At 52.7% G+C, this 23,339-nt stretch carries 19 protein-coding genes; 2 read left to right on the top strand and 17 right to left on the bottom strand.

Annotation, left to right across the window (positions count from 1 at the left end; translation table 11 throughout):
- Window positions 1-152: 152 nt before the first annotated feature.
- Complete coding sequence (locus tag DKB62_RS08760; protein ID WP_095629997.1) at window positions 153-914, top strand: HAD family hydrolase; 762 nt, start codon at window positions 153-155, stop codon at window positions 912-914.
- A gap of 75 nt (window positions 915-989) precedes the next feature.
- Here the strand turns inward: DKB62_RS08760 and DKB62_RS08755 are convergent, their stop codons facing one another.
- The 10 genes from DKB62_RS08755 to DKB62_RS12610 form a co-directional block, all read right to left on the bottom strand.
- Complete coding sequence (locus DKB62_RS08755) at window positions 990-2,984, bottom strand: SpoIVB peptidase S55 domain-containing protein (RefSeq protein ID WP_107196415.1); 1,995 nt, start codon at window positions 2,982-2,984, stop codon at window positions 990-992.
- Window positions 2,985-3,000: 16 nt separating this feature from the next.
- Window positions 3,001-3,288 (bottom strand): hypothetical protein, encoded by a 288-nt coding sequence (locus DKB62_RS08750; protein WP_087477657.1) that lies wholly within the window; start codon window positions 3,286-3,288, stop codon window positions 3,001-3,003.
- 25 nt (window positions 3,289-3,313) lie between these two features.
- Complete coding sequence (mreB, locus tag DKB62_RS08745; RefSeq protein WP_107196416.1) at window positions 3,314-4,384, bottom strand: rod shape-determining protein; 1,071 nt, start codon at window positions 4,382-4,384, stop codon at window positions 3,314-3,316.
- Window positions 4,365-5,639, bottom strand: a complete 1,275-nt coding sequence (gene murA, locus DKB62_RS08740; protein ID WP_107196417.1) for a UDP-N-acetylglucosamine 1-carboxyvinyltransferase — start codon at window positions 5,637-5,639, stop codon at window positions 4,365-4,367. The genes mreB and murA overlap by 20 nt, the downstream gene beginning before the upstream one ends.
- A 353-nt stretch (window positions 5,640-5,992) precedes the next feature.
- Window positions 5,993-6,325: a type II toxin-antitoxin system PemK/MazF family toxin gene (locus DKB62_RS08735; protein WP_107196418.1), complete on the bottom strand. Its 333-nt coding sequence runs from the start codon at window positions 6,323-6,325 to the stop codon at window positions 5,993-5,995.
- On the bottom strand, window positions 6,319-6,561 hold the full coding sequence (locus tag DKB62_RS08730; RefSeq protein WP_107196419.1) for an AbrB/MazE/SpoVT family DNA-binding domain-containing protein: 243 nt from the start codon (window positions 6,559-6,561) through the stop codon (window positions 6,319-6,321). Before DKB62_RS08730 ends, DKB62_RS08735 begins: the two co-directional genes overlap by 7 nt.
- Before the next feature lie 278 nt (window positions 6,562-6,839).
- A complete protein-coding gene (gene glpX, locus DKB62_RS08725; protein WP_087477653.1) occupies window positions 6,840-7,805 on the bottom strand; it encodes a class II fructose-bisphosphatase in 966 nt (321 codons plus the stop codon).
- Between the two features lie 646 nt (window positions 7,806-8,451).
- Window positions 8,452-9,777, bottom strand: coding sequence for an ISLre2 family transposase (locus DKB62_RS08720; protein WP_240320097.1), 1,326 nt, complete (start codon window positions 9,775-9,777; stop codon window positions 8,452-8,454).
- A gap of 217 nt (window positions 9,778-9,994) precedes the next feature.
- Window positions 9,995-10,423: a hypothetical protein gene (locus DKB62_RS08715; RefSeq protein WP_107195366.1), complete on the bottom strand. Its 429-nt coding sequence runs from the start codon at window positions 10,421-10,423 to the stop codon at window positions 9,995-9,997.
- Window positions 10,424-10,429: 6 nt separating this feature from the next.
- Window positions 10,430-12,982, bottom strand: coding sequence for an autotransporter outer membrane beta-barrel domain-containing protein (locus DKB62_RS12610; RefSeq protein WP_162860301.1), 2,553 nt, complete (start codon window positions 12,980-12,982; stop codon window positions 10,430-10,432).
- 2,023 nt (window positions 12,983-15,005) lie between these two features.
- Between DKB62_RS12610 and DKB62_RS08705 the strand changes: the two genes are divergently transcribed.
- Entirely contained in the window at window positions 15,006-15,401 is a 396-nt protein-coding gene (locus tag DKB62_RS08705) for a hypothetical protein (RefSeq protein ID WP_162860300.1), read from the top strand.
- A gap of 103 nt (window positions 15,402-15,504) precedes the next feature.
- On the opposite strand, the gene serS is transcribed toward DKB62_RS08705, so the two are convergent.
- The 7 genes from serS to DKB62_RS08670 all read right to left on the bottom strand — a co-directional run bounded on the left by serS (window position 15,505) and on the right by DKB62_RS08670 (window position 23,165).
- Window positions 15,505-16,788, bottom strand: a complete 1,284-nt coding sequence (gene serS, locus DKB62_RS08700) for a serine--tRNA ligase (RefSeq protein ID WP_107195369.1) — start codon at window positions 16,786-16,788, stop codon at window positions 15,505-15,507.
- Window positions 16,789-16,847: 59 nt separating this feature from the next.
- Window positions 16,848-17,492, bottom strand: a complete 645-nt coding sequence (locus tag DKB62_RS08695; RefSeq protein ID WP_107195370.1) for a histidine phosphatase family protein — start codon at window positions 17,490-17,492, stop codon at window positions 16,848-16,850.
- Window positions 17,493-17,501: 9 nt separating this feature from the next.
- Entirely contained in the window at window positions 17,502-19,097 is a 1,596-nt protein-coding gene (gene serA, locus DKB62_RS08690; RefSeq protein ID WP_107195371.1) for a phosphoglycerate dehydrogenase, read from the bottom strand.
- Between the two features lie 55 nt (window positions 19,098-19,152).
- On the bottom strand, window positions 19,153-20,226 hold the full coding sequence (gene serC, locus DKB62_RS08685) for a 3-phosphoserine/phosphohydroxythreonine transaminase (RefSeq protein WP_107195372.1): 1,074 nt from the start codon (window positions 20,224-20,226) through the stop codon (window positions 19,153-19,155).
- Window positions 20,227-20,664: 438 nt separating this feature from the next.
- On the bottom strand, window positions 20,665-21,690 hold the full coding sequence (locus DKB62_RS08680; RefSeq protein WP_107195373.1) for a DUF362 domain-containing protein: 1,026 nt from the start codon (window positions 21,688-21,690) through the stop codon (window positions 20,665-20,667).
- A 46-nt stretch (window positions 21,691-21,736) separates the two neighbouring features.
- The gene (locus DKB62_RS08675; RefSeq protein ID WP_157949643.1) at window positions 21,737-22,564 is read right to left on the bottom strand and encodes a 4Fe-4S binding protein; all 828 of its coding nucleotides are present in this window, start codon (window positions 22,562-22,564) and stop codon (window positions 21,737-21,739) included.
- A 7-nt stretch (window positions 22,565-22,571) separates the two neighbouring features.
- Complete coding sequence (locus DKB62_RS08670; RefSeq protein ID WP_107195375.1) at window positions 22,572-23,165, bottom strand: flavodoxin; 594 nt, start codon at window positions 23,163-23,165, stop codon at window positions 22,572-22,574.
- Window positions 23,166-23,339: the final 174 nt, after the last annotated feature.

Here is a 23,339-nt window from a genome sequence, read left to right as displayed (position 1 = left end):
ACATACATACCTTTATTATGGTAAACCCCGGCGATTCTGTCAATCCTCAATTCGCAAAAAACAGAGACCGCTGCAGAATCGCCTTCATGTTCTCCGCCGGATAGGGTATAATGAAAACCGTACGGACATCTTGTCATCAGAAAGGACCTGTCATGGATAAAAAATATTTCTTTTTCGATATCGACAACACCTTAGGCCTCAGCATTTCCAGCATCATTCCGGCTGATACGGCCTACTGCCTGCGCCAGCTCCGGCGGCGGGGCCATTTCGTTTCCATCGCCACGGGCCGCCTGCAGTGCGACGCCCAGCATTTTGCCGACCGCTACAGCATTCCGGCCGTCGTATCCGACGGCGGCAACAGCCTGTCCCTCGACGGCGAAATCTTGGAAATGGAAGGGCTGCCCCTGGAGCCGTGCAAAGCCCTCCTGCGCGAGCTGGACGAACGCCGCCTTCCCTGGGCCGTCGTGACGGACAACACGATATGCCGCTATACGCCCTACGCCGACTACCCCTGTGCCGACCCGAAGAACTACATGAAAACGGTCGTGCGCCCCGTCGCTATCGACAGCCTCGACGCAGTCTATAAGATTACTTACGCCCGGCCGGCAGACGAACAAAACGAGCCGGACCGGCAGGGCCTTCCGCACCTGACCTACTTAGACCATACGTACCTCGTCGAGCCGACAGATAAGGGAAAGGGCATTCTCAACATGCTGAAGCGCGTCGGCGGCAGGCCCGAAGACGCCGTCGTCTTCGGTGACGGGCTGAACGACATTTCCATGTTCCGCAAGCCCTTCTTTTCCATCGCCATGGGCAACGCCAAGGCGGAGTTGAAAGAACGGGCCGACTATATTACAGACGACAACGACAAAGGCGGCATCCTTCATGCCTGCGTCAAATTCGGCTGGATATAACATGTTATAGGCACTACGACAAAATGGGCAGACCTGCGGGCCTGCCCATTTTTAGCTTTCTCTATAGAGTTGGCATTACATCCTCGACGCCAGGTCTACCAGGCGAAAGACGTCGTTTTTCTGTCCGTCGCCGCCGTCCTGGCCGCCATGAGGCGCGTCTTTCTTATGTTCCCTTGGCTTTTCATCTTCAGCCTCTTCGTCGCTGGCCGCCGCAGCTTCGTCAGCTTCTTCGCTGATGACGGCCTTCGCTTCGTTGAGCTGATGATTTTTAGCCAAGAAGGCGTCGCGCTCAGCCGGAGATACGACCTTAATCGTAATCTGCCCGTCGCCCTTGACGATGTAAGGCGTAGCGATAGACGACTTGGCGTCTTCCCTGTCGCCCGTATCGTTCAGTCCGCGCTTGTCGGGCTTGACGATATCCTTATTCTGCACCGGCGGTTCTTTGCCGCGGATTTTTTCCTTCACGACCTTTTCGCCGCCGTCGTCAATCATGCTAACGCCTTGCTGCAAAATTTCGATAACCAAATCGTTATTAGCGTCTTCGCCTTCAATGGTCTTCTTCAAATCAGCAAAATCCTTGTAATGGCGCAGCCGTTCGAGAATTTCGTCAGTCAAATTGTAGCGCTGCTTTTCAATCAAGTACGGCAGGGGAATCACGCCGCCGCCGCGGATTTCCAGAACCATATCGCCGAGGGGCTGGTCCTTGGGGACGGTAAAGCTCATAGTCTTCACCTCATCGGCGCCGCGGTACGGGTGGAGCTTGACCCGGAAATACACGTTGTCGCCGGGGCTGACGACGACGGGGGCCGCCGTCGCGTCGACGATGCGCGCTTCTTTCTTAGCCTGCGTAATATCGACGTTCATCTCAATATCCAGTACGGGATAGTCGATGAATTCGTTGTGCTTGAGTATATCCAGTACGTTGTACAGCTCGTCGATGCTCTTCTCGTTGATATTGTCGACAGAGTAGTACATGTTGTGACGGCTGATGTCCTTCTCCCGGCCGTTAGACGACCGGATCGTATAGGATAAGGTCGCCGTGCCGCCGCCGCTGCGGTCGATGGTCTTGTTGACCGTGTTGTACACCGTCGTGGCAGCCAGGACCGGCGTCAGCTCGTTGTCTTCAATGATCTTGACCCGCTTGACGTTATTCGCGCCCGTATCGGTGTCGCGGATATTGATGGTCACGGGGATGCCCGCCGTCAGCCGCCCGTACAGGCCGGCAATGCCCGCTCCCCGGTCCTGATTAATGCGGCCGATTTCCGCGCCTACGGACCCCAGTTTAAAGGAACTGGACATATTGTTGACAATGGTAAATATATAGGCGTTGTGCATGAAGTAATTCATGCTGCCTTTTTTCAGGAACGGATGGCCGAAGGCGACGATGTTGTCGCCGTCTACGTAGGTCACCGTGCCGATAGCGCCCATCTTCATATCGCCGTTGACCAGCGACGCGGCTACGGAGCTGCCCGCTTCCAAGGGCACAGGCGATTCGTCGGCCGCCGCCGAGGCCGTATTGACGGGCATGAAGTTGTACTGAGGCAGCTTGGACGTCATCCATTCGGTCGACACGCCGTCGAAGCCGCTCACCATGAGCGGTGTGGCAATAGGAATCAGCGACGATTCCCTGGCGTTGAACGGCCGGATTTCTTCCTTCGTCGGCACGTTCCACAGCTTGAGCATATCGCCGATAGGCGTAATCATGCCGACGCGGGAATTCGTAAAGGACCAGCCGTAGGCGATAGCCCCGACGAGCTTGCCGTCGATATACACGGGGCTGCCGCTCATGCCCTGGGCGATGCCGCCCGTTTCCTCTATGAGCGGTCCGGAAAATTTCGCCAGTATCAAATCGCCGGACGGGCCGCTGTTTTTCATGACTCCCAATATTTCTACGGGAAATGTTTCTATCGTATTGCCGTGAACTACCGTCTTGGCGTATCCCGTCATGCCTTCGCGCACTTCGCTGACGTTCATGAAGTCCTGGGCAAAGGCAGTGAGGGACATGGCGCAGCAGACGGCAGCCAGACATGTCCGCGCGGCGAGACGCCGCAGCATGCGTAATCGTATCATTAAGATTCTTTTCCTCTTATTTCTCTTCCACAATAATTACGGCAGTTCCCCGCTTGACAGCCGTTCCCGGGGCTACCAAAACCTGCTTTACGATGCCGTCGGAGGCGGCCCGCGCTGCCGGCATAGGGCCGGCCAGGGAATCGACGGTCAGCAGGACGTCGCCCTGCTTCACTGCCGTCCCGGCAGGAGTAATGGAAACGACCGTTCCGCCTAATACAGACGGATACGAAACGTCGGCGGCAAAGGCCGCCGCGGCGCTCATGCACAAGGCAGCGGAAACCATCAGGGTACGCAGCCATTTCATGTCAAATCCCTCCTTAGATACACGTTTATATATCTTCAAAACTATCTTTCAGCTGATTCATGGCCTGGAGCGACTTGCCGGCTCCGTTAGCCACGCACAGCAGCGGCTCATCGCACAGGTACGCCGCCATGCCCGTCGTCCGGGAAATGAGGCGGTCCAGTCCGTCGAGGAGCATGCCGCCGCCGGTCAGGACGATGCCGTGGTCGGCAATATCTGCCGCCAGCTCAGGCGGCGTCTTTTCCAAAATGGACAGGACGGCCCGCAAAATCCGCTGTATAGGCTCGTCCAGAGCCCGGCGTATTTCCTGGGAATCGATGTCCATGACGACGGGCAGTCCCGTTTCCGTACTGCGGCCGCGGACGTCCGCCGTAAGGCTGCGGCCGTCGGGCAGGGCCGTGCCGATGAGTATTTTCAGCTCTTCCGCCGTGCGGCTGCCGATGGTAATATGCTTTATCTTTTCCAAATAATGGATAATCGCTTCGTCAAAGGTATTGCTGCCGATGCGCAGGGATTCGCTGATGACGATACCGCTGAGGCTTAAAATAGCGACGTCCGTCGTACCGCCGCCGATATCGATGACCATGGAGCCGTTCGATTCGGCAATATCGAGGCCTGCGCCGATAGCCGCCGCCAGAGGTTCCTCCATGACGACGGTCTTGCGGGCCCCGGCCTTGCGGGCCGCTTCCATGACGGCGCGCCGTTCGACATTCGTAATGCCCGACGGCACGCAGATGATGACCCGGGGCTTGAAAAACAACGCCTTGCCGATGGCCTTGCGGATAAAATACTGCAGCATGTACTCTGTCGCGTCATAATCGGCGATGACGCCGTTCTGCATCGGATGGTAGGCGTGAATATGCCGCGGCGTCCGCCCCAGCATCGACTGGGCTTCCCTGCCGATGGCGATGACCTGATTCGTCGCCTTGTCGACGGCGATGACCGCCGGCTCGTTGACGACGACGCCCTGATGCTTGACATAGACGAGGACATTCGTCGTACCCAGGTCGATGGCGATATCGCTGCCCAGCCAGTTTGCCAGGGACAGTGAATGCGCCAGGCCGGAATGGGCTTTTTTCTTAGTTTTCTTCTTCGTCAATATTGACCCGAACAATATCAGCACCTAACCTTTGTAATTTCAATACGAGATTATCGTAGCCCCTGTCGATATGGTACAAGTATCCGACTTCCGTTTCGCCTTCAGCGACGAGGCCCGCCAGGACGAGAGCCGCGCCGGCGCGCAGGTCCGTCGCGTTGACCGCCGCCCCTTTGAGCTTCGGCACGCCTTCTACGATGGCGCTGCGCCCTTCAATGCGGATTTTCGCCCCCATGCGCTTAAATTCATCGACGTGCATGAAGCGGTTTTCAAAGACCGTCTCCGTAATGACGCTCGTACCCTGGCAAATCGTCGCCAAGGCCATGAACTGGGCCTGCATATCTGTCGGGAAGCCGGGATAGGGCAGGGTCTTGACGTCGGCAGGGCGCATGGGCAGGTGCCCGATAACCCGGATGCCGTCGATATCCTCGATGACCTCGGCCCCTACTTCCTTCAATTTCGCCACGACGGGCTTCAAGTGCTCCGACAAGGCATTTTCTACGAACACGTCGCCACCGGACATGGCCGCTCCGATCATAAAGGTTCCCGCTTCGATGCGGTCGGGAATAACCGAATGCGTCGCACCGCGCAGCTCCTTGACGCCTTCGATGCGGATGACATTCGTGCCGGCGCCGCGGATATTGGCCCCCATGCTGTTCAGATAGGTCGCCAGGTCGACGATTTCCGGCTCTTCCGCCGCGTTTTCCAGAACGGTCTTGCCTTCAGCCAGCGAAGCGGCCATGAGGATGTTTTCCGTCGCGCCGACGCTGGGGAAATCGAGGTAAATCTGCGCCCCTTTCAGGCCGTTAGGAACCGTCGCTTCGATGTCGCCGTTTTCCAGGTTGATGACGGCGCCCATCGCCTCGAAGGCCTTCAGATGCAGGTCGATAGGCCGGGCGCCGATGGAACAGCCGCCGGGCAGGGAAATCTTCGCCCGGCCTTTGCGAGCCAGCAGAGGCCCCATGACCAGGAAGGACGCCCGCATGCGCCGCACGAGGTCGTACGGCGCCGACGTCGACGACAAATTCGACGCGTCGATTTCCAGCACGCCCTTCTGCGGATTTTCTATATGAACGCCAAGAGATTCGATGACGTCGCAGACCGTATGGACGTCGTCTAATTTCGGAATTTCCGTCAATGTGCTCTTCGTCGTTCCCAGCATGGACGCGACGATAATCGGCAGCACGGCATTTTTAGCCCCGCTGACGCGAACAGTACCCATTAAGGGCTTTCCACCATGAATAACCAGCTTCTCCAATTCCGGTGCCTCCTAAACAGAATTCGATATATAAGACAGGCAGGATGCTTCGGCAGCTAAAAAGACGCGGCACTCTGCCTATTGTGATTTTATTTACTATCAAGTCATTGTACCATAAAAGGTACGAAACTAAAAGAGGTGGACAGGGAAAAGATAAAGCTCTTACAATCAATTTACCTGATATAAAATGATTTGTTATATATCGCAATACGTCTTTAGTGCGAAGCAGATTGCCCGTCCCAGTACCAGACCGGCCTTTCTGATACAACCGTTACGCTTCTTTCCCTACTGTAAAGTAAAAATGGAGCTGCCGCACGAAGAGGAAATAATTCTTCATTCGGCGACAGCCCCGTTTATACCGGAGTATCAATCTCAGCAAATATAATGTTAATAACTTGTTGCAAAATATCGTCAGGTAATTGCTCTATGACTCGATAGGTTCTCGCCTCTATATCCAGAGCCCGGATATGCTCACATAAAATACATCCCGTGGTTTTCGTTCTTTCATCCAGCGGCACATGCAGAGGGAAATGATTCATCGTATTTGTGATAGGGCAAACAATTACCATGCTCGTCTTTGCGTTGAATGTGTCATTGCTAACGACAACGGCTGGACGATACCATGCCTGTTCATGTCCTGCGCGGGGATTTAAATTTACTTTGATAATTGTTCCTTGTTTTACCATATTTCCTTACCTACCGGGTCGCCCCAATCGATCGTTTCTTTTTCGTATGTGCCGTCATAATTAGCAAACAATTCCTCAATCGTCTTCCTCTTGTGCGGTTTGATGATCAGGTTGCCGTCCTGCGCAGACATTTCCACCACTTCGGTATCATCCCAATCCAGTATATCAATGATATTCTTCGGGATTCGGATGCCTTGAGAGTTACCCCATTTTTGAATTTTTACCGTAACAGCCATGCCTCTCACTCCCTTCTGTATATACATAGTATATACTACAAGAAGAAGAGCGTCAACGAATTTAAAATTCCACCGCTTCATACTTCAGCTCAAAAGCGTCTTTTGGCATTGTCTGCACAGTATCTTTGGTTCGGGTCGACTGCAAGTAACTGTACAACTTTTTATTTTATATATACTATTAGTCCTGAACAATAGCAGTATCTACTAACCAAGAGTTTTCCTAATTGCAAAAAAGAGACTCCCTTGTGAGGAGTCCCTTCGCGTTATGCCGAGCAGAATTACAAGTGAATGCTCCATTTCGCGCTCTTGTCGAAGCGGTGGAACGTGTCGATAAAACGAATCGTGCCGCTCTTATAGCGCATGACGACGGAGTTGGTGCGGGCGCCGCCGCCGAAATACTGGACGCCGCGCATCATCGGCGTGTTCGTAATGGCCGTAGCCGAGAAGATGCAGTCGTCGCCTTTGACCAAGTCGTCAATCGTCATGACCTTATTGAGGTCCATGATGCCCATTTCGTAGCACCGCTTCCGCTCTTCTTCCGTATACGGAATCAGACGGGCCTGCATATCGCCGCCGAGGCATTTGAGAGCCGCCGCAGCAAGTACGCCTTCCGGCGCGCCGCCGATTCCCATGAGGACGTGAACGCCTGAGCCTTCAATACCTACGTCGACAGCTGGCGATACGTCGCCGTCCGTAATGAGCTTGATGCGCGCGCCGGCGTCGCGGCAATCGTTGATGATTTCCTGATGCCGTTCGCGGTCGAGGATGACGACGGTCAAATCGTCAATGCTCCGTTCCAGCCCTTCGGCAATGCGGCGCAGGTTTTCCTGCACGGGCTTGTTCAAGTCGATGCGCCCCTTGGCACGCGGCCCGACGCAGAGCTTTTCCATATACATATCCGGCGCGTGAAGCAGATTGCCCTTGCCGGCAATGGCGATAACGGCGATAGACCCATCCTGCCCCTTTGCCGTTAAATTCGTCCCTTCCAGAGGGTCGACGGCAATATCTACGGGCGTGCCGCCGGCGCCGACTTTTTCGCCGATATACAGCATCGGTGCTTCGTCCATTTCGCCTTCGCCAATGACGACGGTCCCGTCGATAGGCACGCTCGACAAGATCGAATGCATGCCGTCGACAGCCAGCTGGTCTGCTCCCATCTTGTTGCCTTTCCCCATGAGTCGGCCCGCTTTAACGGCCGCCGCTTCCGTAACGCGAACGAATTCCAGTGTGAGCACTCTGTCCATATTCCTGCCTCCTGTTGCTGTACAATTAAGCCGGAGCCTGTACCTGCCCGCAAATCCGCCGGCTCGCCGGACCTGCGGCAGCATATCCCGCATCGTGCGATGCCTTTCCTGCTGTACTACTTCTACGCTATCCGGATAAAGTCCTGCCCCAGGAGTTTGTATAAATATAGTACACTTTATTTAAGAGAAAGCACAAAAAAACGCCTGCCGAAGCAAGCGCCGCTCATGCCAAAAATGCAAATATACGTTCTGTATACAGTTGACATCCCCCGCCCTGTCCAGTACACTATACCGAGAGGTGTTGCGTACACCAAACGGCAGGCGGTAATTGCGCCCCAGAATCGGGGGGATGCGTATGGATTCTATCAATGCTACCCTAGTCTTACTGATAGTATTGTTCTATCTCATTTCGCATAAACAAAAGTAGCCGCCCTGCTCCCCAGCAACTGCGACTACTCTTGTTCGTAAATAAATGGGGCTAGCCGTTTGTCGGCGCAGCACCCTATTTTTTCATCTTTATTGTACGAAATGACGGGACGGCCGTCAAGTATCTTTTCTGTATAACGAACGAGAGCGACAGTGTCAAGTTGTTGTGGGTATATATTTGACAGAAACATCTTGGCATGTAAATCCGGCCTTTTAGTATCTAATGTATATGGTGATATCCACTGTTTTGGATATCTTTCATCCATCTTCCGTGTAATGCGCCTTCGCTCCCCGGCATACGGCAGCTGTGCTCTGCATCATACACGCAGTACGGCAGCCGCTGGCGTCGGCATTGCCGCGTCAGTTCCTGTGAATTCAGGTCTGGTACTGTATCGGAGTGTTTCTTCGTCAGGCAATCTAAGGCATAGCGCCACACGTCGCCGCCGTTTTCTGCCAGCGTCCGCAATCGGGCAATCCGTTCCGCCCCGTCTTTGCTCCAGCCCATTCCACGTGAGCTCAGCCGGGCCGACAGGATATGACTGACATGCCCTTCCGTACTGCTGGCGAATGTCTCCCGGTTCTGCAGCCAGTCCCGAATCCCTTCCCAATGGTTCAGGATATATTGCTGACCTCTTCGAATCGCTTTTCTCCGATACGGACGGTGCCGTATCTTCTGTTCAGCTTCCCGGCAGAATTGCTCCCGGTCATTGGCCAGCAAGGCGTCATACAGAGGTTGGATCGTTTCCGTCCCCGCTATCTGCCGCAAGTATTTGACAACATGAAATCCGTCCGTGACGCAGCGGCTCTTTTCCAGGTACGACGTCGCGCTCTGTATCCACGCCGCCCCGTCTCCCAGAATCGTAATCTCTGGACTGTCGTATACGGTTTGGATATATTCCTTGATTTCCTTCCAAGGCATCCCATATCCCGTAAACACCCGTTTGGCTGTCAGTGTTCTCCGTTTTTTTCCCTCCGCTACTTTCCCTTCATATACATAGGCCAGCCGCAGCTGCCGGCTGTTTCCCTGCTGCATAGCCACATGGTCTTCGTCGGCTTCGATGAACAGTTCGGATACCTTCGGCCTCCGTTCCGGCAGGGGAGCCGCCGTATTGGGGATCGTCCCCAACCGGCATAAGACGTTCCGCACTCTCTGTTTGCTTACCGGGACCGGAGTGGCTACTTGGGCTGCTTTCGCATAACTCATATCCTTGGCATGTTCTGCCATTCGGGCCTGACAGGAAGCCTCGATCCGGCTGTACGCCGGCAGTTGGCACCATTCGTCCAGCAGATAGGTGTAGCGGCCCGTGTCTTTCTGTCGGTAATACCGGCGGTGAAAGGTGATTTCTCCAAACGTGGTTACCAAGGTACGCGAACGGGCTGTTTCTTTGATCTGATAGGTACGTTGCGGCTTCACCGTTTCATAGATGGCTTCATCGGCCTGTTCTAACATTGCCGACAACACCTCCCGCCCTAGGTTCTGCACAAACTCTTGTACAGCCAGCGTCACGTCGGTCAGGGACGCCTGGCCCGTTACTAACGATTCCATATTTGTGTTGAAAAAGTCTGTACTGAGAGAAAGAATCTGTTGTATAATGTTCATGAGAAGGACTCCTTTGCGTGAGATTGTGGTGATTTCATTATACCAAAGAAGTTCCTTCTCTTTTTATATGTTCTTCACTTTTGTGCAGTAAAGTTTTCCCACAATTATTTTACACTAACAACGAGAGCCGGACATCACAGAGATGTCCGGCTCTCGTCATATATTACGTCTGATTCCTATGTCTTCTATGCAAGGAAAACCATTGCTTGCGGCAGTCGGCGCTGCAGAAGGCCGTCCGCTTGTCCTTGGCGTCCCGTATGTCGACGAGGACGCCGCAGTTCCGGCAGTGGAAGGTATTCTGTACGGTCTGGGATTTCACGTTTTTAGAATGCTTCCAGTACAGCCGCTCGCAGTGGGGCGAGCAGAATTTTCTCCGCTTATCTGCCCTATGTTTCACCACGACCAGCTTGCCGCAGCGCAGGCAGCGGAAGGTACGAAGCGTCTTTCCTGCTGCCCGCTGGGACGGCGGCATTTCGTCCTCATGGCGATGCCGGTACGCATAGCGCCGGCAGACAGCACTGCAATACTTCTGCGAAATGCGGTCGGCTATAAAGGGTTTGCCGCAGACCGGGCATATTGCTTCCCGCTCCACTGCTCCTTATACCTTCCAGTTCATGCCGACGTTGAATTGATACGTGTCTTCGTTGTCATTGCCGAAGGTCTTTTCTACGTCGAGGAACATGTACGTCCCCTTGCTGAACTGATGGGAGAAGCCGAGGCCCACGTCGTACCAGGTGCCTTCGTTTTCGTAGGTCGTATCGAGGCGGCCCGTTTCGTCGAAGGCGCTGATATCCTGATCGCCTAAGAATTCATGGAGCACGTCGGCCTTAATATAGAAGGTACTCGTGTCGCTGACGTCCTTGCCGAGGCGGAAGCCGACGCGGCCAATCAAGCTGTCAATAGCGTCGAGTTGTACGCTCGTACCCTGGCTCGTCGTGTAGTCGGCGTCGGTCACATGGGCATACTGGAGCTGCGCCTGCGGTTCGATGTACCAATCGCCGCCTAAGGATTTCTTGCGGCCGTATTCAGCGCTGGCCGAGTAGACGAAGTTGCTGTAGTCACCGGTAATCTTTTCGCCCAATTCGCTGTAGATGTCGAAATCATTGGACAGGCGGCCGAACTTCAATACGTAGTCCGTGTAGTGGCCCTTGTTGCCCAGCCACGTATCGTAGAACCATACGCCGCCGCGGCGTACATCGCCTTCACCGGCTACGTTATGATAATCGGCCGTGCCGCGCATGTAGTCGAATACGACGCCCTGACGGTGTTCACCGTCTTCCCGGTCGCCGACCTTGCGGTCATAGCCTAATTCGAACATGGTGTTCTTGCTGCGGAAGGCATCGGACTTGCCGATGCGGTCGTGGCGCATACGAACCCAGAGTCCTTCGTCGCCGTCGATGTACCGCGCTTCGCCCATACGCTTGTTCAGACGATCCATGTATACGGCGTTGGAGTAGTTGACTTTGGACATGGCAATGATAGTTTTGCCAGCGTTAGACGTCGATTCATCTTTTCTGCCGATAAGCTTGAAGTTCGTCGTTTCATCGACAGAGCCGTCAACCGCAGCGGTATCATCGGCAGCCGCCGTATCGTCCAGCAGCATGACGCCGTCGTTCGCTGCGGCAGGCATAGCCATGGCGGCCATGCGCATCCGTTTACGGGAAGCCTGCGTTTCCGCAGTACCCGGTTCCTGCGTCGATTCAAAGAACCCGTCTACCAAGTCCGAACCCGGTTTGTCTTCACTGACCGATTCGCCGCCGTTGTACGCATGATTTTCATCATTATTGGCATAGGCGTCCGTACCGACTTCATATTCGACGTTGAAGACACCCTGACCAACCGTCACGGCCCGGAAGGATACGTTCGAACCTTCGCCAACCGTAGCAAAGCGCAGGCCGTCAAAGCCTTCGGCATACATGTCGTCCAGCGTTACGGCGTCGACAACATTGATAATGTAATCGCCATTGGCGCTCTTCATGTACAGCATATCGCTGACGTCGCGGTCGGCGTCAAGGCTCATATTGAAGACGGCATCGCCAGTCATTTCATAGACAGTCAGCGCATGGGCATTGGTATTTCTGTCCGTATTGGCTTCTACCAAGTCGATCGTCGCCATGTGGTTCATCGCTTCTACAGGATTTTCAGCCGCCAGTACGTCGTCTGCAAGAGCCGCGCTTTCCGTATTGATGCGCGTAACCCAGCTCTGGCCTGTGACGTTCCAGCGCGAGCCTTCGCCCATGGAGAGGTTTACTTCGCCGCCTTTGAAAATCGTACTGCTGAAGGCCGGGTTAAAGAATTCGTGCGTTGCATGGCCTTGGTCGATATCTTCTCCTACCGTCCCCAATCCCGCATCGCCATAATCATCGGCGCGGCCTTCCAAATATCCGCCCTTGCCGAGGTCGATGTTCAGGACACCGTTGTTACCGGCAAGGATATTGCCTTTTACAGCAATCCCTGCGTCGGAGCCATCCTGAGCCTGAATATCTACCTGACCGGCATATGCCGAGAGGATGTCGCCGGTAATAGAGCTGCCTGCGCCGTAATTCAATGTTACCGTAGATTTAGGATCTGCATTTGCCAGAACCTGGTCGTTCGTCAAGTTTACAGCCGTCCCGGCAGCGATGGCAATATCGGCGCTGTTGCCTTGCTGCGCTGTCAACGTCGCATCGTAGCGATCCGTACTGATAAGCGTACTGCCGTTGATTTCAATATTGGCGCCGTCATACGCCCAAACCGTTCTTTCCAACGTCCCCGTATCGCCGGGATCGGCAGCGTACGATCTAAACTCGTTCCGTTCGCCAGATACGACGATGGTTGCGCCGTCTTCGGCATATAAGGCAGAAACGACATCTGTGTCAGTAAATTTACCGCTTTTATCTTTATTCAGATTACCGGCATTAGCTATCACCGCGGCAGAACCGACATAGTTATAGCGGCTATTTCCGTAGTTGCCGCTTTCATCTGCCAGACCGCTTACTTGTACAATCGTATCGGTACCATTTGCATAAACAGCACCTAAGACAGCGTTTTGATTACCTGCGTCTAAGGTAACAGTACTTCCGCTTAGAGCATCAATGCCATACTTTGTACCAAAATCTGCCACTGTTGTAGTATCACCAGCCAAGATGCTATTATTTGTTCCAGCTGTCATATTAATATCTGCACCAGTATAGGCATATACCCCTTCGTTTATCCCTGTAACACTATTCGTTGTGCCGGCATCCAATGTCACTATCCCTTGCTTTGCCACAATACCATAAGTATTACCTTTGATGATATTATTTAACTTAGCATCCATATCTATCAATGTTTCGCCAGAAGCAAATGCAGCATAATCATTATCAGCACTAACACTATTGCTTCCTTCTTGAGCTAAGAGGCTTACTGTACCGTTGGATTGGGCCAAAATTCCTCGGTATGCTGAAGTCAGAATATTATTTCCTTTTTCAGAAGTTAAGGAAACCTTAGCATTGGTACCATAAGAACGCACAGCATATCCGCTTTCACCGATAACGTCTACTTTATTGCCGTTTTTACCTTGCAAAGTTATTTGTGAATTGTCATATAGCGCATATACGCCGTAGCTATTGGCGTTCACATTATTAATTCCTTCTCGTGCTGTTACGCCGATAGTAGCCCCATTTTGAGCACGTAAACCGGTTCCATTGACATTGCCTTGCCCTAACCCACTAATGTACGTAGAGCCTTGTAAAGATTCAACACTTACATTGCTATTATATGTAGCAGTAATACCAGAACTATATGCAGTAGTATCTGTGTTATTCACAATATTTCCAGAAATCGTCAAGTCTGAATTTGCTATAACTTTAATTTCATTATTATTTCCATATCCTTGCGCTTCAATACCTGTCGCAGAATAGTTTGAAATTCCTCCTGCTTGTCCATTATTCCATTCTGTATCAGCAGTAATAGAAATAGCATTTCCTTTTATAGTAATTTCTGTTTCTTTTGTGGAATATGCTTGGATACCTAAAGCAACAGTATCATTTCCATGCGCAGCAATAGTTATATCTTCATTTTGATTTTGCGTTCCTAATTGCGCAGTACCATTATAATTATATATGCCCACAGTATTAATAATAGGTGTGATTTGTTTTTCTGGTCGATATCCATATGCATGAATAGTAATTTCATTTCCTGCATCCAATTTGAGATTGGAGTGCGCCACACTTATTCCCTGAATGTTACCACTATTAGTACCAGTAGATGTAATATGTATATCATTATCCGCATTAATAGTCATAAGCGAAGGTTTTACGGTTCCAACCAAATCATCCAAAAGGCCTACACTTACACCATACGTTCCTGAACCAGTATTAGCAGCTCCTATAATAACATCATGTCCGGCGTCAAGATTTACTATCCCACCATTATCAACTTCTACACTGCCATAATTTCCGTTATCGCTAGCAGATTGTATGTTAATATCATTTTGAGCATTTAATTCTACGGTTCCACCAGATGCAATAATCCCTCTACTGGTTCCACTGGGATTTTCTTTATTTCCAGCAGTAATAGTAATATCTCCAATAGTTGAGGTTACTGATACTTTATTAGTATCAGTGCTACCATTTCCAGCTTTAATACCTGCTTGATATTGATCACCCTCAGCTATAATAGTATTGGTCTCACCAATTAAAGTTACATTCGCACTTCCTCCACTAGCTAAAATACCCGTTCCACTAGTCCCAGAGGTAATATAGTTACCACCTTGAGTTGCTTGTAAAGTTATTTCACCCTTGCCATTTACATGTATACCAGAAATCCCCGCATCAATAACATTTTCTTGCGATGTTATTTTTAAAGAACCGGTTTCATCTTGTCCTTGCGTAATGGCTGTTGTAGATGTTTCAATAACAAAATTATCAGTAGGCTTATTATATGTTTCTCCATAATCTTGATTAACTTCAATAGGATTTTCTATCCTAATTTCTTCCGCCATGCCCGTCGTCCAGATGGCCATGCTCATTGCCATGCCGAGCAGCACGGCTTTTCGTAATTGTTTGCCTTTCATGCTATTTTCCTCCTTAGTTACATGCTATTGCATACCTAAAAAACTACTTACATACGCAGCTGTCCTCCGTATGACAAGGGGTATGCTTCGGGAAAATGGCACGACAAAAGGGCAGAACTTGCGCTCTGCCTGTATGGGTATGCTATATGCAGCAGGGCAGAAACTCCCTGCGTTTTCAGGCTATATCTATAATATGAACCGCACCCCCCCCCCGTATATGATTTCACATAATTATACCGATTGGTATGATGTGCAGCTGTTTGGCATTCCTGCCTACGGAACCGGACAGATCTCATATTCGTTCACCCCCATTCTGTTGCAATTAAGTATGGTTTTACTATACTATATTTACGGGGTGTACGCAAGATGTGAGAATGTACTTGTCCGCTCTATGATAACTCGATATGATAAAATTGAAAAAGGCATAGCACCGACAAACGGTTGCAGCCAGCTAGATGTAGTCGCCAATAGTTGGGAGCTACTGGTGGTTATCTCTTTTGTAACAAAAGTACCCATACGATACGAAGCAGTCTAAAGATGTTCCTATCGTTCATGGGCATCGAAAAAGAACGGGACATTTCTATGATACCATAGGAACGTCCCGTTCTTTTTATATTTCTATTATTATATGTTCAGTCTTATTTCTGTTTTGTAATGACGTCGCAGTGCATGTACGGGCGGAGGACTTCCGGTACGACGACAGAGCCGTCGGCCTGCTGGTAGTTTTCCAGGATAGCGGCGACGGTACGGCCTACGGCGAGGCCGGAGCCATTGAGGGTATGGACGTATTCCGGTTTGTCCTTCGGCGAGCGGCGGAAGCGGATATTGGCACGGCGAGCCTGGAAATCTTCCGTGTTGGAACACGACGAGATTTCGCGGTATTTGCCCTGCGCCGGGAACCATACTTCGACGTCGAAGGTCTTAGCAGCGGAGAAGCCAATGTCGCCGGTGCAGAGGCAAACGACGTGGTACGGCAGGCCGAGAGCTTTCAGGATGTCTTCGGCGTTGTTCGTCATCTTGTCCAGTTCTTCATAGCTCGTTTCAGGAGCGGAGAATTTGACCATTTCTACCTTGTGGAACTGGTGCTGGCGGATGAGACCGCGCGTGTCTCGGCCGGCCGAGCCTGCTTCGGCGCGGAAGCACGGCGTCATGGCCGTCAGGTAGATGGGCAGCTTGGAGCCGTCGATGATTTCGCCGCGATAGTAGTTGGTCAAGGGCACTTCAGCCGTCGGGATCATGTACATTTCTTCGCCTTCGACGTTCAGGCGGTACATGTCTTCGTAGAATTTCGGCAGCTGGCCCGTGCCGATCATGGTGTCGCGGTTGACGATGTACGGCGGGATGACTTCGGTGTAGCCGTCCTTATAGACGTGCTGGTCGAGCATGAAGTTGTATACGGCCCGTTCGAGGCGCGCGCCGAGGCCGATGTAGTAATAGAACCGTGCACCCGTCGCCTTCGCCGCCCGTTCGGAGTCGAGGATGCCCAGGTTTTCGCCTACGTCCCAGTGATTGAGGGGTTCAAAGTCGAATTTCGGCAGTTCGCCCCATTTGCGGACTTCCGGGTTGTCGCTGTCGTCTTCGCCAACGGGAACGGAGGGGTTGCACATGTTCGGAATCATGAGCTGGATGTCGAGCATGGCTTTTTCTACGGCTTTGACTTCTTTATCGAGGACGTCGATGTCGTCGCCGAGCTTCTTCATAGCGGCGATCTGGGCGTCGGCGTTTTCTTTATTCCGTTTCAGCTTGCTGATTTCCTGCGTCACCGTGTTGCGTTCGCTCTTCATGGCTTCTACCTTCTGCAGGAGCTCGCGGCGCTTGGCGTCGAGTTCGACGAATTTGTCTACGTCGGCGCTGGCGTGACGCTTGGCAAGGTTGTCTTTGACTTCTTCAACGTGTTCACGGATAAATTTCGTATCTAACATTGGTATTCTTCCTTTCGTTATGCAAAACAGCGTAAATTTGTACTGTTATATTATACTCGTTACAGCCCTTTTTGTTCAATACCGCTGAACAAATACCCCATGTGATTTGTTGAATTCAGCAGGACGAGACGCCAGCGGCCATCCTGGCATTCGAGGACGTTGATGCAGGTGTTGTCCTGCTTGATCTGCCAGAAATGGCTCATGTCGAGGCCGAGGACGTCGCAGATAATCGCCTTGTTTACGGCGTCGTGGGCGGCGACGAGAACCGTCTTGCCGTCGTAGGCCGCAGCGTATTCGTCGAAGGCGGCGCGGACGCGGCGGCGCACATCTTCCAGGGACTCGCCGCCCGGGCCGGGCATGGTGACCAGATGGGGCTCCGTGTGCCACTGGTGAAATTCCGTCGGGTACTGGGCTTCGATGTCGTCAGCCAGGCGGCCTTCCCAGTCGCCGTGGTTGATTTCCAGGAGCCGGTCGTCCTTCAGCACGTCGAGGCCGTGGAGCTCGGCACAGAAGGCGCAGGTCATGTACGACCGTTCCAAGGGACTGGAAATGGCTGCGTCGATAGGCGTATCCTTCAGGCCCTGGGCGACCATATGGCCCTGCCTGAGGCCCCGTTCGCTCAGGTGCGTGTCTTCCTGGCCCTGATAGCGGCCTTCTATATTCCATTGCGTTTCGCCGTGGCGAATCAGTATGATGCGTACCATAGTGTCCTCCTAGTGCTGCACGTCGCAGTGAATGAGCTTCATATCAAGAATGCCGTCGATGGAGCGGAGCTTGAGCATGATATCGTTGGGAATGTCGTCCTGCACGGCGATGGCCATGATGTTGTTGCCGGCCTGGGTCATGCGGCCGACCTGCATGCCCGTGATGTTGATGCGGGCCTGGCCGAGGATAGTCGAAATCTGGCCGATCATGTTCGGCTGGTCGACGTGCGGCGCCAGGAGCAGGTAACCTTCGGGCGTAAAGTCGACGCGGTATTCGTCGATCTGGACGATTTTCGCTTCGTTTTTATTGAACAGCATGCCGACGACGGAGTGTTCGCCCTTGGCCGTCTTGATGCGCACCGTCACAGCGTCGAGGAAATAGCCGTTGTCGTGGGACTTGATTTCCTTGACGGCGATGTGGCGCATCTTGGCCACTTCCGGCGCGTTGACGAAATTGACCGAATCCTGCAATATGGGGTTCAGGGCTCCCTTGAGGACGGCCGTCGTGAGGAGCCGCGTTTCCGTGTCGGCCAGTTCGCCCGTGTATTCGACCTGGATTTCCTTCATCGGCCCTTCCGTGAGGTATACGCCGATAACGCCCATCCGTTCCATGAGATCGAAATAGGGGTGAATGACGTTGTACACGTTCATCGGTACGGGAGCCATGTTGACCGCCGTCGGCACGGGCTCGCCGTTGAGAGCAGCCATGACGCCTTCGGCGACGTCGACGGACACGCCGATCTGCGCTTCCACAGTCGATGCGCCCAGATGGGGCGTAATGACGACGTTGTCCAAGCCTTCAAAGGGATTGATGTCCTGTCCCAGCGGTTCTTCCGGAAAGACGTCGACGGCCGCGCCGGCTACGTGGCCGCTCCGCAGGGCGTCAGCCAGGGCGTTGATATCCAGCACAGCGCCGCGCGATACGTTGATCACCCGCACGCCATCTTTCATCTTGGCGATTTCTTCCGCGCCGATCATGCCCGTCGTCTCCTTCGTCAGAGGCGTGTGCATCGTAATGTAGTCGGATGTGCGCAGGAGCGTATCCAAGTCAACCGATTCGACGCCGAGCTGCTTAAAGCGGTCTTCGGGAATGTACGGGTCGTAGCCGATGGTCTTCATTTCCATGGCCTGCATGCGCTTGGCGATGCCCGAGCCAATGCGGCCGAGGCCGATGATGCCGATGACCTTGTCTTTGAGCTGGATGCCTGTAAACCGTTCCCGGTCCCATTCGCCGGCCATCAGGGAATCGTGAGCCTGGGGGATGTGGCGGGTCATAGCCATGATCATGGCGCAGGTGTGTTCCGTCGCAGCTACCGTATTGGACGTCGGCGCATTGACGACGATAATCCCCCGTTCCGTCGCCGTCTTGATGTCGATGCTGTCGACGCCGACGCCGGCCCGGCCGATGACCTTCAATTTCGTGGCCGCATCGATGACCTTCTCCGTCACGTGAGTCATAGAGCGGGTAATCAGGCCGTCGTACTCGCCGATGCACTCGATAAGGCCTTCTTCGTCTAAATTCGTTTTGACGTCTACCTCATAGCCGTGCTCCCGCAGCAGCTCTACCCCTTTGATGGAAACGTCGTCGCTGACTAATATTTTCATGTTCGTATCCTCCTGATCATCTACTGTATCGTGCGGGCTTCGCGCCCGCCGTAGGTTAATGGTTCTTTCTGAATTCTTCCATAAATTCGGCCAGGGCCCGGCAGCCTTCCTCCGTCACGGCGTTGTAAATAGACGCCCGGCAACCGCCGAGGGACCGATGGCCCTTGAGGCCTATGAGGCCCCGTTCCGCCGCCTGGGCGACGAATGCCGCTTCCAGCTCCGCCGTCGGCAGGTTGAACGTCACGTTCATGAGGCTGCGCGAATCGGCAGCCGCATGGCCCCGGTAAAATCCGTCGCTGCCGTCGATGGCCGCGTATACGATGCCGGCCTTCTGCACGTTGCGCCGGTACGCCCCTTCCAGGCCGCCGTTATCCTCCAGCCAGTGCATGACCTTGTTGATAAAATAAATGCCGAAAACCGGCGGCGTATTATACGTCGAGTCGTGTTCCACATAGGTCTTGTACTGGAGCACGACCGGCACGTCTTCCTTCGTCTGCGCCAGGAGCGAGTCCTTGATGATGGCTACGACAACGCCGGCCGGGCCGATGTTTTTCTGGGCGCCGGCATAGATGAAGTCAAACTTCGACACGTCTACAGGCTGGCTCATGAAGTCGCTGGACATGTCGCAGAACAAGGGCACGTCGAAGGACGGATAGCCGTGCCATTCCGTGCCGTGAATCGTGTTGTTCGATGTCATGTACACGTAGTCCGTATCAGGCTGGACGACAAAGGTATCGGCCTTGGGAATATAGGAAAACCCATCAGCCTTGCTGGACGCCACTTCGTAGACGTCGCCGAAGAAGGACGCCGCCTTCATGGCCTTGTCGGACCATACGCCCGTATTCAGATAGCCGCCGCGGCGCTTGAGAAAATTCATGGCATGCATGGCGAACTGCAGGCTGCCGCCGCCTTGCATAAAGACGATATGATAGTCATCCGGAACCTGAAGCAGCCGGCGCATGAGCCCTACCGTTTCATCCTGCATGTCCTGATAGGCCGCGCTGCGGTGGCTGATTTCTACGATGCTCATCCCCGTATGATTAAAATCGAGAAATTCAGCCTGTACCGCTTTCAATACGTCCAGCGGCATCGCCGACGGTCCGGCGTTAAAATTATACACTCGTTTCATACCTCTCATGTCCCCTCGTGCGGAGAGCCGCAGGGAAACTCTCTCGCTTGTAATAAAAAAACTCCCGTCCCTAAAAAGGGACGAGAGTATACTCCCGCGTTGCCACCCAGCTTGCCTTTCGGCCATCTCGTTGCGCTGTATCGGGCGTACCCGTCAAATTCGTCATTTGATGCTCCGGAGCGGAATGCTTTGCTGCCCTGCTGCCTCGCACCGTTCCGGCAGCTCTCTGAAAAGACGCGTTCAGTTTTTTTCTCCTTCATCGCTTTGCTTCATAAAATTAGTTTTATTATAAACACAAATGTATTATCTGTCAAGACAAGGGCCAGTAAAATTTATGTATGGCTATTTCCAGCCGATTCCACGGAAAACGGCTGCCTGTATTGCCGAGTGCCCCCTGCATTTGCTGAGCAAATACGAGAAGCGTGCAGCCGCCTTCCGTCAATCTATAGAAATCAATTCGTACGACGAATTTCCCATTTTTAAATCTCTCATGGCCTGCAGCTGGTGAAGTCCCTTTCGCGATTCCATTCGCTCTACCAAATCATGCCGATATACTTCAGGCTGCGCATAAACCAAGTCTACAGATGCCTGATCGACAGCCAGCAAATCGGTTGATGCCAAAATACCGATGTCGGGAATCCTCGGTTCCGCAGCAGCCGTTCCCGTGCAGTCGCAGTCTACGGACATGCGGCGCATGACGTTGAGGTATACGATGTGCTTGCCGAAAAAATCTATCGTCGCCTTTGCCGATTCAGCCATGTTTTCCATAAACGGTTCTTCGCCGGGCCATTGTGCCGACGTTTTCGGCAATACTTGTCCTACGCCATGAACCATGCGCTTGCCGATTTGCCCGTCAGCGCAGCCAATAGCCAGATTTTTCATGGAACCGCCGAAACCGCCGCGAGGGTGTCCCTTAAAATGAGTCAGAACAATCATCGAATCGTAATTGAGCATATGCTTTCCTACAGACATCTCTGTAAAGTGCTTTCCTCCGCGAACTGGAATCATGACTGCTCCGTCTTCATCCATAATATCGACAGGGCAAAAATCCCAGCCGTTGATTTTCAGCGTTTCCCGATGCTTTTCTGTCGTGTCCCTATCTCCGACATACAGCGTATTCGTTTCTACTATCGTGCTGTCCGGAACATGGCGCTGAAATTCCCGTACCATATGGCGCGGCAAAATATTCGGGCCGTGCCGTTCCCCGGTGTGGAGCTTTATTGCCGTCTTGCCGTAAATGCCGTCGTTAATTTTATCGTACAGCCGGATAAGATGGTCTGCGTCAATATGTTTAGAAAAATATACCTTGGCCCGAGAACCGCTGCCTGTCCTGTCGGTTACGTCCCGCGACCCGACGACCGGAGCCTGCGCCCATACGCCGGAAAAGCCGCCGTGAGATAAGACGGCGCCTGCCGCCGCGGCGACGCCCCATTTAATAAAGGATCTTCTCGATATGTCTTTCATTTCATCTTTCCTCACTTTCCAAGTAAAGATACTGCGTCTGCAAACATCACCGGAAACGCTTAAAGTGAATAGCCTTGACCGCGCACTGTGATATGCATTCGCCGCAGCTGATGCATTCTTTATCGCCTGCGGCGCAGACATCCATTTTGCAGGAACGAACGCAGGCCGAACAACTTACGCATGTTTCTTTATCTACAGTAATGCCAAAAACGGAAAAGCGGTTAAACAGACCATAAAGCGCGCCGAGAAGACATAAGAACCGACAAAAAGGGCGATATATCCACATCATAGCGGCAAGCAGCCCGACGACCCAGAAAAATTTGGAGTTCTGTACGGCAATGCTCAGGTTATCCCCATTTCCCTGCAGCAGCGTCGGAATAAAAAGAGCCTCCAGAAAATTTCCCGGACAAATCCAGGCGCAGAATGCCGTAATGCCCCGGCCAGTGACGAGTCCCGTATATAGGGGAATTGCCAGGACAAACAGTGCAGTAATGATATATTTCACATAGGACAGGGCGCGGGTTATCCTGCTCTTTTTCAGCTTAGGGAAGGGGGCTTTGGCAAGCAGCTCCTGCAGCCAGCCCATAGGACAAGCCCAGCCACAGATCATCCGACCAAACAACAGTCCAAACAGTACCAATAACCCCCAAAATTGCCAGGCTACAGCAGAAAACGTACCGCTCAAAGCTTGCTGGGTCACTCCCAAAGGACAGCCTGCAATGGTATAGCGGCAATACTGGCAGTTAAGTCCCGGCACGCAGGCATGAGTATAGGGAAAATCAACAGCCTTCTCTGTCAGCGGCGTAAAGGCATTGGCATTGTATAATATAGCGGCACAGGTCTGTATCAGGTGACGTCGAATATGCAGCGTCATAGAAACATTACCCCTTTCCATTGCGTAAACCGAGCTGCGTCAGCCACGTATCGACGCGCTGCCGGGACGCATGAGCCTGCGACGCGTGGACAGCCAGCCCTTCGGCTAAAGAAGCGTCCGGAGCGGCGGCGCGGATATCTTCCAAACTGCTGCCCCAGCCGCTCAGCCCGTAGGTCACAAACGGCACGATGACCTTTCCTTGCCACGACGCCTGCTCTAAAAAGGTAAGCACTGCAGCAGGGGGTGCGTTGTACCAATTGGGGAATCCTAGAAAAACGACGTCGTACTGGCCCATGTCAGGCATAGCCTCGGATAAAAGCGGCCGCAGCCGTTCATTGTACTCCGCCTTAACCTGAGACTGCATAGCCGGTGCGCTGCGGGGATATTGTATATTCGTTCGAATGCGGTACAAGCGGCCCCCCGTTTTTTCTTGTACAGATTTCGCCACAGCCTCAGTATGTCCGCTCTGTGAGTAATAGGCAATTAAAATGCGGTCAGACGGCACCGGACCTACATAGGTATCTGCCTTTGGGTACTGCCAAAAGGCAAATCCGATACAGGCTGCTATTGCCGCTGCAGCAATCCAAAATGCTTTTTTCATACATGTATTCCTCTCTGCATGTCTTTTCTTTTACTATGCAGGAAATAATTATATTTTTGCATATTTAATATATTTTAAAAATTTTTAATTTCTTCATGAAGAACAACTTAAGTATAGCTCATATCGCAGGTATGTCTAATGCTTATCTTTAATTGGCGGTTATACAAATATCGT

It is taken from the genome of Megasphaera stantonii (genome assembly GCF_003367905.1).
GTDB lineage: Bacteria > Bacillota > Negativicutes > Veillonellales > Megasphaeraceae > Megasphaera > Megasphaera stantonii.
The sequence above is the reverse complement of the archived record's forward strand: the minus strand, read 5'-3'. Positions and strand labels throughout refer to the sequence as shown.